Source organism: Nitrosomonas communis (assembly GCF_001007935.1).
GTDB classification, from domain to species: domain Bacteria; phylum Pseudomonadota; class Gammaproteobacteria; order Burkholderiales; family Nitrosomonadaceae; genus Nitrosomonas; species Nitrosomonas communis.
In genome coordinates this window covers 738,519-751,955 of sequence record NZ_CP011451.1, presented here as the reverse complement: position 1 = coordinate 751,955, position 13,437 = coordinate 738,519, and the positions used below count along the sequence as shown (strand labels likewise).

11 protein-coding genes are annotated in these 13,437 nt (G+C 48.1%); 8 read left to right on the top strand and 3 right to left on the bottom strand.

The window, feature by feature from the left end; all coding sequences use genetic code 11:
• Nucleotides 1-73: 73 nt before the first annotated feature.
• Nucleotides 74-1,003 carry a LysR family transcriptional regulator gene (locus AAW31_RS03315; protein ID WP_158441369.1) on the bottom strand — a complete coding sequence of 310 codons (930 nt, stop codon included), beginning with the start codon at nt 1,001-1,003 and terminating at the stop codon, nt 74-76.
• A 109-nt stretch (nt 1,004-1,112) separates the two neighbouring features.
• The gene (locus AAW31_RS03310) at nt 1,113-1,382 is read right to left on the bottom strand and encodes a hypothetical protein (RefSeq protein WP_046849151.1); all 270 of its coding nucleotides are present in this window, start codon (nt 1,380-1,382) and stop codon (nt 1,113-1,115) included.
• On the opposite strand from AAW31_RS03310, the gene AAW31_RS03305 reads away from it, so the two are divergent.
• From AAW31_RS03305 to AAW31_RS18690, 4 genes are all read left to right on the top strand, one after another.
• A complete protein-coding gene (locus tag AAW31_RS03305) occupies nt 1,381-1,821 on the top strand; it encodes a DoxX family protein (protein ID WP_046849150.1) in 441 nt (146 codons plus the stop codon). The two genes, AAW31_RS03310 and AAW31_RS03305, sit on opposite strands and share 2 nt — an antisense overlap.
• Before the next feature lie 24 nt (nt 1,822-1,845).
• Complete coding sequence (locus tag AAW31_RS03300) at nt 1,846-2,568, top strand: pirin family protein (RefSeq protein WP_046849149.1); 723 nt, start codon at nt 1,846-1,848, stop codon at nt 2,566-2,568.
• 59 nt (nt 2,569-2,627) lie between these two features.
• A complete protein-coding gene (locus AAW31_RS03295; RefSeq protein WP_046849148.1) occupies nt 2,628-3,173 on the top strand; it encodes a RipA family octameric membrane protein in 546 nt (181 codons plus the stop codon).
• A 606-nt stretch (nt 3,174-3,779) separates the two neighbouring features.
• The gene (locus AAW31_RS18690) at nt 3,780-5,378 is read left to right on the top strand and encodes a hypothetical protein (RefSeq protein ID WP_052752047.1); all 1,599 of its coding nucleotides are present in this window, start codon (nt 3,780-3,782) and stop codon (nt 5,376-5,378) included.
• Nucleotides 5,379-5,601: 223 nt separating this feature from the next.
• Here the strand turns inward: AAW31_RS18690 and AAW31_RS19500 are convergent, their stop codons facing one another.
• A complete protein-coding gene (locus tag AAW31_RS19500; RefSeq protein WP_082110326.1) occupies nt 5,602-6,429 on the bottom strand; it encodes an IS630 family transposase in 828 nt (275 codons plus the stop codon).
• 360 nt (nt 6,430-6,789) lie between these two features.
• On the opposite strand from AAW31_RS19500, the gene AAW31_RS03280 reads away from it, so the two are divergent.
• Genes AAW31_RS03280 through sucD form a run of 4 tightly spaced genes read left to right on the top strand, consistent with a single transcriptional unit; the run spans nt 6,790 to nt 13,425 of the window.
• Nucleotides 6,790-7,659, top strand: a complete 870-nt coding sequence (locus tag AAW31_RS03280) for an aldolase (protein WP_235264480.1) — start codon at nt 6,790-6,792, stop codon at nt 7,657-7,659.
• A gap of 2 nt (nt 7,660-7,661) precedes the next feature.
• Nucleotides 7,662-11,357 carry an ATP-binding protein gene (locus AAW31_RS03275; protein WP_046849147.1) on the top strand — a complete coding sequence of 1,232 codons (3,696 nt, stop codon included), beginning with the start codon at nt 7,662-7,664 and terminating at the stop codon, nt 11,355-11,357.
• 11 nt (nt 11,358-11,368) lie between these two features.
• Nucleotides 11,369-12,529 carry an ADP-forming succinate--CoA ligase subunit beta gene (gene sucC / locus AAW31_RS03270; RefSeq protein ID WP_046849146.1) on the top strand — a complete coding sequence of 387 codons (1,161 nt, stop codon included), beginning with the start codon at nt 11,369-11,371 and terminating at the stop codon, nt 12,527-12,529.
• Between the two features lie 20 nt (nt 12,530-12,549).
• A complete protein-coding gene (gene sucD, locus AAW31_RS03265) occupies nt 12,550-13,425 on the top strand; it encodes a succinate--CoA ligase subunit alpha (protein WP_046849145.1) in 876 nt (291 codons plus the stop codon).
• Nucleotides 13,426-13,437 lie beyond the last annotated feature (12 nt).

Genomic DNA, 13,437 nt, shown 5'->3' with positions numbered 1-13,437 from the left:
CAAGGTGAAGCCGACAAAGTCAGTTTTGATTTAGAAATGGAATAAGAACGATATTAGCGGGCTATGTGAGCAACTATGCATGAATTTCATTGGACTGTTCCAGGTTCAGTAATGGATGGGAGAGCAAACGCTCGCTCATAAAATCAAGCAGGACTTTGACGGCTGCGGGTAGATGTTTACGGGTAGGATAAACCAGAAACAATTGATCGGTCTCCACAATATATTGCTCAAGGATATTCACCAATTGACCGGCCAGTACTTCAGCATGACACATAAAGGGTGGCATCAAGGCAATGCCCGCGCCAGCCACTGCAGCATCTTTCATGACACTATAGTGATCTACGCTCAGCTTGCCATGAAGTTGAATCTCAGTGCGGCTATCCGGTACTTTTTTATGAGAGAGACAGCTCGCTTGAATTGTTTGCTGGTGAGTATGACGAAATAGAATGCTTTCATGTTTGGTCAATGTCTGCAATGTATCCGGACGACCATGCTTGCCCAGATAGTAAGGACTGGCGTAAAACCTGAGCGACAGTTCGCCCAGTTTTCTGGCGACCAGACTTGAATCTTCTAATGCGCCTGCACCCATGCGCAGCGCCAGATCAAATCCTTCCTCAATTAAATTGACCAGGCGTGAGGAAAGATCCACCTGCACATGCACGCGCGGGTAAAGCTGCATGAAATCCGCAATCAAGCTACCCATAAAAAACATGCCAAATTCTACCGGCATGGTGATCTTCAAGTGACCTTCAGGTTGCTCATGCATATTTTTGATACGGCACAGCACATCCCCAATTTGCTGCAGCGAAGCATTCGCCTGCTCAAACAGCAGCACACCCGCTTCTGTCAGGTGTAAGCTGCGTGTAGTACGCTGGATCAGGCGAACAGCCAGATCATCTTCCAGCCGTTGAACGGCTCGACTGACTGACGCTTTGGGCTGATTCAATTTGCGTGCAGCGACGCTGAAACCGCCTGCGCGGATGACTTCTCTAAATATGATCAAGTCGTTGAGATTAATGTGGGTTAGCAACATTATCCTAAAAACCGCAGTTGACCGCTTGATTGGAGAGTTAAGGACATGATATATAGAGGTATTTTCGAAATTTTCTCATTCACCAAAATGGTGAGGCCGCTACGAGGTGCATCGCATGCCGCTCCAGGCGCGAATGCGGCGTTGCTCTTCGTTGCAGGGGGCTGCCCTGCGGCCTCATCGCGCCTTGCCTCGCACCTTGATCAGCATACGCTCCACCCCGTCCAACTACGGTTTTTAGGATTATTGTTCCATTATTAATAACAGTTTTTCTCATTTTAGTAGACTTATCTGCTATCTGGAACAGTAGTAAAGTATCAACCTGATTATTTACTTCTGGAGGAGCCAACATGTTTCAAGCCATTCACAACACCATAACCCGTTTTTTGACCCAAGCTACCGTAGCCAATATATTATTCCCATTGGCGCGTGTCTTGCTCGCATCTATTTTTGTTATGGCCGGCTATGGCAAGCTGGGTATGGGCTATGAAGGGACAGCCCAGTATATGGCCAGCATGGGAGTGCCCTCCTTGTTATTACCCTTGACTATCGCACTTGAGCTGGGGGGCGGTATAGCATTGATACTCGGCTGGCAAACACGCGCTATAGCGTTGTTGCTCGCTGGATTTTCGATTGTCACCGGCATTATTTTTCATGCAGGCTCAGCCGAGCAGATCCAGCAAATCATGCTGATGAAAAATCTCGGTATAGCAGGGGGCTTGCTGGTGCTTGCTTTAGCCGGTGCGGGGCGTTTGTCATTAGACCGCAAACTGTATGGTGATGGCGTCTAATTTTTTACGTAAAAGGAGATCATCATGTTAGAGATTAGATCTGCAAACGCGCGGGGTATTTCTGACCTTGAGTGGTTATATTCGCAACATACGTTTTCGTTTGGTAGCTATCAGGATTCTGAGCAAATGGGATTTTCCGATTTGCTGGTGATCAATGAGGACCGCGTGCAGCCTGCACGTGGTTTTGCCCCTCATTCACATGACAATATGGAGATTTTTTCCTATGTGCTGGAGGGCGCGCTTGAGCATCGGGATTCGATGGAAACCGCCTCCATCATTCGCCCGGGAGATGTACAGATAATGAGTGCTGGCACGGGGATCACCCATAGTGAAGATAATGCTTCAGCGTATGAGCCAGTCCATTTTCTGCAAATCTGGATAGTTCCTGACCGGCTGGGGGTGAAGCCGCGCTATCAACAACACCATTTTGATCCAGCTAAAAAACGAGGATGTCTGCATTTGATCATTTCACCGCATGGTGAACATCGATCGCTTTCGATCCATCAGGATGTGCGTGTATTTGCAGGGTTATTTGACGGGGATGAACAATTTACCTTGCCGCTGCCAGAAAACCGCTATGCCTATGTGCATGTTGCCCGTGGTCTAATTGAACTGAACAACTACCCTATGGGGGCAGGTGATGGGATGCGGGTGCGAGATGAACGAGAACTTCGGTTTGATCACGGTCAGGCTGCTGAGGTATTGGTCTTCGATTTAAGGCCAAAAGAGCTGCCTTATGAGAGATAATGGTAACCATGATTTAAGCTGAATTTCTCAGCTTAAATCATTTTGAGTGAATGATATTTATGGAGAGCGACAAATCCTTTCCTCGACAGAACCCACAGAAAATTACCTATGAGCATTTGCTTACACTCTGGACTTCTGGTGTACGCGATTATCACACGATGTTGTCAGCCTATTTAACAGCCAATTCAATCTTTGTTGCGGTCATTGGTTTGATGGTATCGCGTGAGTCGTTGGCATTGACATTTACCTTATTGATTATCCTCCTTTCAGTATTTGGCATATTATTGTGCTGGCAAATGGCTATTGTGCTAGGTCGATTTTCTAGACAAAATGCGCTCTGGGAATGGCAGTTAAGGGGAGTGGAACAAGCCCCTGAGTGGAAAAGCCGACAACTGATGAGCGACCTTTATCGGCTGGATGAAATGCGGCTACCGATAGAAGATGCGCGCAATAATCCTCCTATATTTGCACCCAACTGGGCTTTTCGGCAACGTCGTCAATGGTGGGCGCGTCGGGCTATCAGCTTTCCATGGTTCTTCGGCTGTGTTTATGGCTTATTCCTGTTGTGGGCTATAACACAACTGGTGCAACATTTTATCAGCTAGCCCCGATGTTTCGTTTGCCTTGGCACAGCGCATGAAATATCGGAGTTAAACCAGGATTTAATTCCATTTCCTAACCAGAAATGACGCGAAGGCGAGCCGCAGACAGTATCAATCATACGGCAAGATGAAACTGGCAACGTCCGTTCTGGATTAGAAATCAAATAATTTGCTGTCACAATCAGTCACGACATTCATCATCAGTATGATCTGCTATGCAAATGACATCGCAAGCAGGTATCATCACTTCTTTTTTATATTGATTATTATTGTTCATCTTTCTGTTATGGCAACGGATTTTTACCTGGCTGCAAACAGTATAAATACGGCAAAGAAAGACTGATCAAGACAGGCTTGATTGGGAAATGAAGTGAGCCTTCTTTCTTGCGGGTGCTGCCAAGCAAATAACTATTGAAAATTAGTCTTTAGATTACTCCACTCTTCACTTTTTCCTGCAATAGCCGTTATTCCATTTCTAAATAAAACATGACGCGAAGGCGAGCAGCAGGCAGGATAAATCATACGGCAAGGTGAAGCCGACAAAGCCAGTTTTAATTTAGAAATGGAATTAGCTATAACAAAAACAAAACATGAACTAAAGGATCATTGATGAAAGTATCAACCAACTTGTACCTGGGAGGAATTGCGGCAGTTTATATGTTGTGGCTGTGTTGTTGGCTGGTTTTAAGAGACCAGGCTTTCGGGTTGAACTTTTACAACTGGGATCAGGGGTTAGTAACTGCAATAACGGCGCTTGCCGCCTTTGTGGCTGCATGGAAGGTGGTCCGACCTTATGCTGGATTTATGGCTATCCAAGGTATTGGCTTGATCCTGCTGACGATCACTTGGCTGACTTGTGATCCGGGTGGAAGGCATGACTTTCTGCGTTTTGCGCAACCCGGTTTTCCTGATTATTCAGAGATCAGTTATAGTGGATTTATTTTTAGTTGGGTATGTGCCTGGGGTTATCTGGCGATAGAGCTGTGGCATCGCTATCCACCGACAGTGTTGACCAAGACAGTTTTTTCTCTACTATTTTTTGGCTTGGCATTGCTTCTGGCGAGCTTTTATTATCCTCAATATAACTCGAGTCTCAATACTATGGCAGGGCGGCTCGATGCAGTGACTGCGGGACTTGAATTTCTGGTGTTGTTGATCGGTCTGGGATGTATTTTGCTGAAGGCACCGTTTGTCATTAACTGGATGCTGCTGGCGACAACGTTATTGATAGCAAGTGATATGGTCTACAGTGAACAAGAGGTACCGGTAGGGATTGAGGCTGTCTGGATGTTCGGTCAGTTTTTATTATTATCTTCCTATTTACTGCTATCCGAAATCAGGAAAGAACGTCTGGGAAAAACTAATGATCTGCATTTTCACGATGATAAGATCAGGCGCTCAAGGTCCGATCTATCAGGAATTCTTATTCTGCTTTCCTTAGGAGGATTGTTGATGATGGTGGTGCTGGGTTTGATTCAGATTCACGTAGTATGGAAAGCTTTTTTTGCGGTTTTGTTTATTGTTGCCCTGGTGGTCAGCGTGGTCTGGTTAACCGATCATTTTGACGATAGCGTACAGTATCTTAAAAAATACACAACGCGCCTGCATCAGAACCGGCTGGAGTATGAAGACTGGCGGACTGAAAGTGGACGAATCTACGCGACATTGCAGTCTACTGGACTGGGTAACTATCTTGATTCACTCAGCCAGTCAGCACGTCTGCTTAAACAGGATGTCATTTTTCTTGGACCGGAGCGGCTTTATCCCGAAGTGGTAAGGAGTGCCGAGCCACGCCAGATAAGCTGTTTTATTGTCATGCCCTTTAGCCTGGAATGGTCTGATGAGGTACACCGTATCTTATCCAGTGTCTGCAAAACGCTAGCTGTTCAGCCGATGCGCGGAGATGATGTGTTTAAGCCTAGCGACATCCTGGTGGATATCTGGCAAAGTATTAACGTCGCCGATTTCGTGATCGCCGATATTTCGGGAAGAAACCCTAATGTGCTTTATGAGCTCGGTATCGCCCACACCCTCGCCAAACCCGTGCTGATCATTTCAAAAAATGCGGATGATATCCCCATCGACCTGAGCACGCGCCGCGTGATCCTTTATGGTCAGAATGGCGCGCGCTGGCATGAAGATCTGGAAGCTAAAGTAACCCTGGCACTCGAGGAAATCATCCAGGCTTATTCTTTATCTCATTTCTAACTCAAAACTGATCATCCTCTGTATCGTCTGCAGTGCAACTTGTAGGGTGCAATAAGCGCAGCGCATTGCACCGGATAGTAAAGTGAGGCGCACCGGCGAATGCTCGCTGGTTATTGCCTCGACGCAGGTTGCACGAGGTGGATTCTAAAAAACCACCAGGTTTTCCCGGGCAGTTTAGATGGCAGGGTGTATAGCTGGTATAGCAGATCCCATATAAAATGATTTAAATTTCATAAGCGGCAAAGAGCTGCTCGATGGAACAACCTTCCTTTTTTCTGATGGCTTTGGCCTGAGCCCATTTGGGTTCAATGTCATTTAAGTCAGGGGAATAAGGCGGTAGGTATTCAAGTGTATGCCCGGCATTGGCAATGGCGGTTTGGATATCCTGCCGTTTATGAAAGGTTGCGTTGTCCATGACAATCACGCAAGCGGGCAAAAGTTTAGGCAACAGGTCCTGCGTTATCCACGCATAGAAAATGTCAGCGGTGATATTGGCGATGAACAGACTTATGGTCAGCAGCGTCTTTCCGATGAGAGCGCCAATCACATTGGTTCGACCTCGTGCATGCCAGTTTTTTACGCCATGGACGCGCTCACCCACTGGCGCATAGCCATGCGTGCGTGGCATGTCGTGCGCAAAGCCGCTTTCATCAAGGTAGACGATAACGCGGCCTGCTCGCTCATAGTCTTCAATTTTTTGCTGGAAGATACGCCGCTCTTTTTCGCTGGCTTTGGGGTGACACAGGCTTTTTTTTTTATAAGTCACGCCCAGACGCTTTAAAGCATGGTTAATGCCTTGCTTGCTGACACCCAACCGTTTGGCGCGCTCGTACTGATGCGCGTCCGGATAATTCTTGATGTCCTGCGCCAACATTTCCATGTTGATCCTGGTGGCAGGTTTGTTGCGGGTGGTCTTGGGATCGGGAGTTTTGATCCAACGCATCACGCTGGCGACCCCTACACCAAAACGCTTGGCCACTTGCGCGATTGAGAGGTTCTCCTTCTCACGAACGGATAATACTTTACGGCGAAATAATATCGGATAGGTCATCTGTAAATTATAATCAATTTATAGGGGACATGCTATAGGGTGCAATAAGTGTAACGCATTGCACCAGATGGGGAGGTAAGGCACATACGGCGCAATGCCCGCTGGTTATTGCGCCTTACGCGGGGTAAGCTGGGTTAGGGCTTTTTTATAGCTGCTAAAGCGTTGCTGCCAACGCACATCAGGGTGATTTATCATATTATTCTAATTCTTAATAAAAACTGAAATTATAATTTGACATAACGTCATGAAAATAAATGAAATATGTCTAATATTATTTACTTTTCTATTGGGATTTAGAATTATTCCACTAGCTGTTTTTAATCGCTTGAAGAGGGAGCAGGAATAGTTAACGCAATCAGTATGATTATTTGGTATGCTGATTATTATTCACCATTTTATACCGGTATGAGTCAGTATGAGCCACAATCAGAGAAAGCTACCATGAGCCATGACACCTTTAACCTCGATAAGAATCAATTGATCCAACACGCTTTCAATCAGATGGAGCAGCATATCCAGGATGCCGGCTATTCCTTACGCCAGAAACTGGCCTTGACGTGCCGCATTCTGTTCGATAATGGTCATGATTCCGGCCTTGCTGGCCAGATCACGGCACGTATGGAGCAGCCGGGTACTTTTCTGACGCAGCGGCTTGGCCTGGGATTTGACGAGATCAGTGCAGGTAATTTATTGCTGGTTGATGAGAATTTGCAGGTACTGGAAGGGGACGGCATGGCTAATCCTGCCAACCGCTTCCATGCCTGGGTCTACCGCGCGCGCCCTGATGTGCGCTGTATCATTCATACCCATGCGGTGCATACAGCCGCTTTGAGCATGTTGGAAGTACCGTTGCAAATTTCTCATATGGATAATTGCGTACTCTATGAGGATGTGGCTTTCCTCCCTAAATGGCCAGGCGTGCCAGTAGGCAACGAGGAAGGCGAGCTGATTGCCTCCGCATTGGGCAATAAACGGGCTTTATTGCTGGCGCATCATGGCTTATTGGTGGCTTGTGGCAGTATTGAAGAAGCTTGCCTGCTGGCGCTCGCATTTGAGCGGGCAGCGCGTATGCATCTGCTGGCAGCTTCTGCTGGTAAGATTGAGCCAATTGATCCGGAACTCGGGCGTGAAGCACACGATTGGATTTTGCGTGCACAACGCAGTGCCGCTGCATTCGCCTACTATGCGCGCCGCAGCCTGAAACAGCCACACAATGCAGATTGCTTGTGAGAATGATTCGAATTCAATTTACTTCCCTCACACAGCGCTTCGCAATCTGGTTTGCATTGGTCGCGCTACTACCCATAGCTCTGATTGGCTATAGCCTGTTACGGACGTTTGAGAGCGAAATTCACAAGGCAGCTATCCAACAAGTCTCAGCCATCGCTGATAAAAAAGTTGAACAAATTAACGACTACTTAAATGAGCGCATGCTGGATGCCAACGTAATCCAGGCAGCTGAAACGACCTACCGGGCAGTGAATGAGTTTACCAAGGTCTTTAGTCAGTATGGTGTGGATTCTAAAGAGTATCGTGAGATAGATGCTATTCACCGCGGTCACTATAAACGGTTTATCCAGAGAGCAAACTATTATGATGTTTTCCTGATTTCGACGGATGGCTGGATAGTATTCAGCTATGCACATGAATCAGATTTTGCTACCAATTTATTTACGGGCCCCTACCGGCATACAGGGTTGGCTCAAGTATTTCGTCAGGCACTCAATACGCAGACAAGCAGTATCTCGGATTTCGAATATTACGGACCTTCCAAAGGAGAAATTGCGGCTTTCGTTGCAGTTCCTATCATAATTGAAGGCGAGTTAAAGGGGATATTTGCACTGCAGATATATAGTGAACATGTATTTAAAGTGTTAACGAATAATATCGGGCTGGGAAAGAGTGGTGAAACGGTTGTCACGCGTCTTGAAAATGGACATACTGCGCTGGTCATGGCGCCTTTGAGTGACGAGCCGGATGCTGCCTTAAAGCGAACCATTCCGTTGGATAATCCCATTCTGTCGACAACCATTAAACATAGCCTGGCCGGTCGGGCGGGAGCGGGGCTGGCTATCGATTATAGTGGTAATAAGGTGGTGGCGGCCTGGCGTTATATTCCACGTATGAAGTGGGGAATAGTGGTTCAGGTTGATGTGAAAGAAGCTTTTGCAGCTGTTTTTCGGGTACGCATCATTGATCTTGTAATTCTGTGCCTGGCCTTTATCCTTACCACGTTAGGGGCCTTGTTATTCAACCGGCGCGTCGTCATTCCCCTGAAAAAACTCAACCAGGGAGCACAGGCCATTGCATCAGGGGATTTACAACAGCGGGTTCCAAGCGAAGGGTGGGATGAGATAGGGAAATTTGCCGACGCCTTCAATATCATGACTGAACGGTTGAGTAACAGCTATCGTGAGCTGGAAGATCGGGTGGCAGAACGGACAGCCGAACTGGAAAGTGCTAACGCTGAATTAGCCATTAAAGAAGAGGAGATGCGTTCAGTCGTTGAGCACATGGTGGATTGTGTCGTCACGACGGATGAAACAGGCGTTATGCTATCGGTCAATCCCGTGATGGAAAAGTTATTTGGTTATACCTCTGAGGAAGCAGTTGGGCAGAATGTGTCTATTCTGGTGCCTGAACCGGATCGAAGCAAACATTCATTTTATATGGAGCGATATTGTAGGACTGGGCAAGGTCGAGAATATATCGGTCATCATTCTCCCGGATCGCATAGCATTGGTCTTGGGCGTGAAGTAGAAGCCATACACAAAAATGGTGAACGGATTCCTATCTATCTCGCGGTCAGTGAATATTTCGTCGGAAATGAACGCCATTTTACCGGGGTGATGCGTGATATCCGCGAGCATGTAAAAATCATGAAGGATTTAGAGAATGCTCGACTGGAAGCAGAGGAAGCGAATAAGGCTAAATCAGCTTTCCTGGCAGTGATGAGTCACGAGATTCGAACGCCTATGAATGGTGTCATTGGGATGATTGAAGTCTTGCAGCAATCAAGCTTGACCAGCTATCAGATGGAAATGACCAATCTGATCAAAGAATCAGCGTTTACCTTACTCGAAATCATCGAAGATATTCTGGATTTCTCAAAAGTGGAAGCTGGCAAGATAGAAATCGAACTTACCCCTATTCCCTTGGCAGCCGTGGTGGAAAAGGCCTGCAGCATGCTCGAGCATTTGGCAGCGAACCGCGGAGTAGAGCTGACTTTATTTGCCGATCCGACTATCCCTGAGGAGGTACTCGGCGATGCGTTGCGACTACGCCAAGTGCTGATCAATCTGATCAATAATTCAATCAAATTTTCCAGTGGCCAGCAGCGGCCGGGACGAGTGTCCGTTAACGTAAGCATGACCGAGTCAAGTCCCGACCGTGTTCTTATCGCATTTCAGGTAACCGATAATGGTATCGGTATGAATCAAGAGACACTGGATCGTCTGTTTACCCCCTTTAGCCAGGGAGATGTATCGACTACGCGGCGTTTTGGCGGCACTGGCCTGGGACTAACGATTACTCATCATTTGGTGGAATTGATGGGAGGAGAAATCACGGTACAAAGTGTTCTCGGTGAAGGTTCCACTTTTATCGTGCATTTACCCTTTAAGCCTGTACCGGTTAAATCAGCTGACAGGCACGAAAAAGTGTTTAATCTAAAAGGGCTTTCATGTCTGGTGGTCGGTAGCGACGAGGGAATCAGTAACGACCTAGTTGCCTATCTGAAGTTTGCCGGCGCGAAAGTCGAGCGCGTGATTGATCTTGCGACCGCGCGTGAGCGCATCAAGACGCTGCCCCATGGGCAATGGCTACTGGTAATTGATGCAGGTCATGAGGAGCCTCCGGTCGATGATTTGCGGCTGGCTTTCCGCACTCGCATGATGCTGGAGACACAAGAAAAACCTCATTTTGTCATCGTTAAACGCGGGCGGCGTCATCGCGGACGTATCGAGCCAGACGGATCGGTTACGCTAGATGGAAATATTCTCTATCGGCAAGCCTTTCTTCAAGCTGTTGCTGCTGCCGCAGGCAGAGCAAAACTGGAAGAAGAAGTCGCTACGCCGGAAGGGATTAAAAAGGTTACACCCCCCTCCCGTGAGGAAGCCTTGCAACAAGGTAAACTGCTCCTGGTAGCGGAAGATAATGAGATCAACCAGAAAGTGATTCGACAGCAACTGGCTTTGCTGGGGTATACCGCGGATGTGGTACCGGATGGACAGGAGGCCTTAGAGCGCTGGCAAAGCGGAAACTATGCTTTGCTCCTCACTGACCTGCATATGCCGAAGATGGATGGCTATCAGCTTACCCAAGCTATCCGCAGAGCCCAGCAAGGCAAGACGAGTATTCCCATTATTGCGCTAACCGCTAATGCACTCAAAGGTGAAGCCGATAAATGCCGTGCGATCGGCATGAATGATTATCTGAGCAAGCCAGTTCAGCTGCAGCAACTCAAAGCCACGCTGGAGAAATGGATGCCTACACCCGAACCCGAACCCGAACCCGAACCCGAACAAAAGCCTGCTGCACCTGCTGAGCAGGTTGCGGGCGGTCAAGCAGCTAGTTCGGTCGATGTGAGTGTGCTCGAAGCATTGGTGGGGAATGATCCCGCTACCATTCGAGAATTTTTGCAGGATTTTCGTATCAATGCGCGCGAAATTGGCGAGCAATTGCGCAGTGCCGCTGACAAGAACCAATTGGATTTAATTAAAGCTGCCGCACATAAACTCAAATCCTCAGCGCGATCAGTCGGAGCAATACAGCTGGGCGAATGGTGTGCGAAAATAGAGCAAGCTGCCAAAGATCGCAATGAAAAAGAATTAGCCAGTTTGCTGCCTCATTTCGAACAAGAATTGAAAGCAGTCGATACGTATCTGGCGACACTGGATAACAACAATAAAGCTACCCTAAAGAAATAAGGATATTAACCATGAAAATTCATGAATACCAGGCTAAGGAGATTTTACGCCGTTATGAGGTAAAGACACCGGCAGGCATTGCATGCTTCAGCGTGGAGGACGCGGCTGCCGCGGCTGAACAACTAGGAGGGAATAAATGGGTCGTCAAGGCCCAAATCTATGCAGGCGGACGGGGTAAAGGCGGGGGGGTCAAACTAGCGCGGTCATTGGCAGAAGTACGGTTACTGGCGGAAGGGATGTTGAATAAACCGCTCATCACGCCGCAAACGGGCCCAGCCGGACAAGTGGTCCATCGCCTCTATCTCGAGCAAGGGGTCGACATTCAGCACGAATATTATATGGGAATTGTGATCGATCGCGGCCGCCAGCGTGCCTGTCTGATCGCAAGCTCGGAAGGAGGTATGGATATCGAACAAGTGGCTGCAAGCACGCCAGAAAAAATTCATAAAATTCTGATCAACCCCATGACAGGACTCAGTGATGAGGAAGCCAATGACGTGGTGCGTAAAATCGGCATCCCTGCCTCCAGTCAACTGGCAGCCCAAACATTATTGAAAGGGTTATATCAAGCTTTTGACGAGAATGACGCCTCGCTGCTGGAAATTAATCCGCTCATTGTCACGCGTGACGGCCAGGTACTGGCGTTGGATGCAAAAATGAATTTCGATGATAATGCGCTCTTTCGCCATCCCGATATTGTCGCTTTGCGCGATCTGGATGAAGAAGATCCGGCAGAAATTCAAGCGGCCGAGCATGATCTCTCGTATATTCCGCTCGATGGTAACATTGGCTGTCTGGTGAATGGCGCAGGGCTTGCGATGGCCACGATGGATATCATCAAGCTGTATGGCGGTAATCCTGCTAACTTCCTGGATGTGGGCGGTGGCGCGAGTGTCGAAAAAGTAACCGAGGCATTTAAAATCATGCTGCGTAATCCAAACTTGCGCGCTATCCTGGTCAACATCTTTGGCGGCATCATGAAATGCGATGTCATTGCGCAAGGAGTGACCACGGCAGCACGAGAAGTAAAATTAGCGGTGCCATTGATTGTGCGCCTGGAAGGGACCAATGTCGAATTAGGTAAAAAAATTCTGGCAGAATCGGGATTACCGATTATTTCTGCCACGACCATGGCCGATGCTGCCGAGAAAGCAGTCAGTGCCGCTGCATAGGAACAAGGGGAATCTAGAGCATGTCTATCTTGATTAATAAAAATAGCCGAATAATGACCCAAGGCATTACGGGTAAAACAGGACAATTCCATACCCGACTGTGCCGTGAATATGCCAACGGACAACAATGTTTCGTCGCAGGCGTCAATCCCAAAAAGCCGGGTGAACAGTTTGACGGAATCCCCATTTTTGCGACTGTGCAGGAAGCCAAGCAGGCCACGGGGGCGACCGTTTCAGTCATTTATGTGCCGCCTGCCTTTGCTGCGGCAGCGATCGATGAGGCAGTCGAAGCAGAGCTCGACCTGGTGATTTGTATCACGGAAGGCATCCCTGTGCGCGATATGCTGCGTACCCGTTATAAAATGGAAGAGCGCAAAACACGCCTGATTGGACCCAATTGCCCCGGCATCATTACCCCCGATGAGATCAAAATTGGCATCATGCCCGGTTATATCCATCAGAAAGGACGCATTGGGGTGGTGTCACGATCAGGCACGCTGACTTATGAGGCTGTTGCGCAGCTGATGTCACTCGGATTAGGGCAATCCACCTGCGTGGGCATCGGCGGAGATCCGATCAATGGCTTGAAACATCGCGATGTAATGGAACTGTTCAATAATGATGCTGAAACCGATGCGGTATTGATGGTGGGCGAGATCGGTGGAACGGATGAAGAAGACTGCGCGCGCTGGATCAAGGACAACATGAAAAAGCCGGTGGTTGGCTTTATCGCAGGCCTGGCCGCACCGCCCGGCAAACGCATGGGGCATGCCGGTGCCATTATTGCAGGCGGTCAAGGAACGGCGCAGGGAAAAATTGACGTCATGGAGGAATGCGGGATTCGCGTCACCCGCAACCCGGCGGAAATGGGTAAATTACTCAAATCGGTATTGTAACCGCAAAGACAC

Coding starts and splice junctions, on each gene's coding strand:
- sucC (WP_046849146.1), top strand. CDS start 11,369: ATGAAAATTCATGAATACCAGGCTAAGGAGATTTTACGCCGTTATGAG.
- AAW31_RS03280 (WP_235264480.1), top strand. CDS start 6,790: ATGATTATTTGGTATGCTGATTATTATTCACCATTTTATACCGGTATG.
- AAW31_RS03305 (WP_046849150.1), top strand. CDS start 1,381: ATGTTTCAAGCCATTCACAACACCATAACCCGTTTTTTGACCCAAGCT.
- AAW31_RS03310 (WP_046849151.1), bottom strand. CDS start 1,382: ATGTTGGCTCCTCCAGAAGTAAATAATCAGGTTGATACTTTACTACTG.
- AAW31_RS03300 (WP_046849149.1), top strand. CDS start 1,846: ATGTTAGAGATTAGATCTGCAAACGCGCGGGGTATTTCTGACCTTGAG.
- AAW31_RS03275 (WP_046849147.1), top strand. CDS start 7,662: ATGATTCGAATTCAATTTACTTCCCTCACACAGCGCTTCGCAATCTGG.
- AAW31_RS18690 (WP_052752047.1), top strand. CDS start 3,780: ATGAAAGTATCAACCAACTTGTACCTGGGAGGAATTGCGGCAGTTTAT.
- AAW31_RS19500 (WP_082110326.1), bottom strand. CDS start 6,429: ATGACCTATCCGATATTATTTCGCCGTAAAGTATTATCCGTTCGTGAG.
- sucD (WP_046849145.1), top strand. CDS start 12,550: ATGTCTATCTTGATTAATAAAAATAGCCGAATAATGACCCAAGGCATT.
- AAW31_RS03295 (WP_046849148.1), top strand. CDS start 2,628: ATGGAGAGCGACAAATCCTTTCCTCGACAGAACCCACAGAAAATTACC.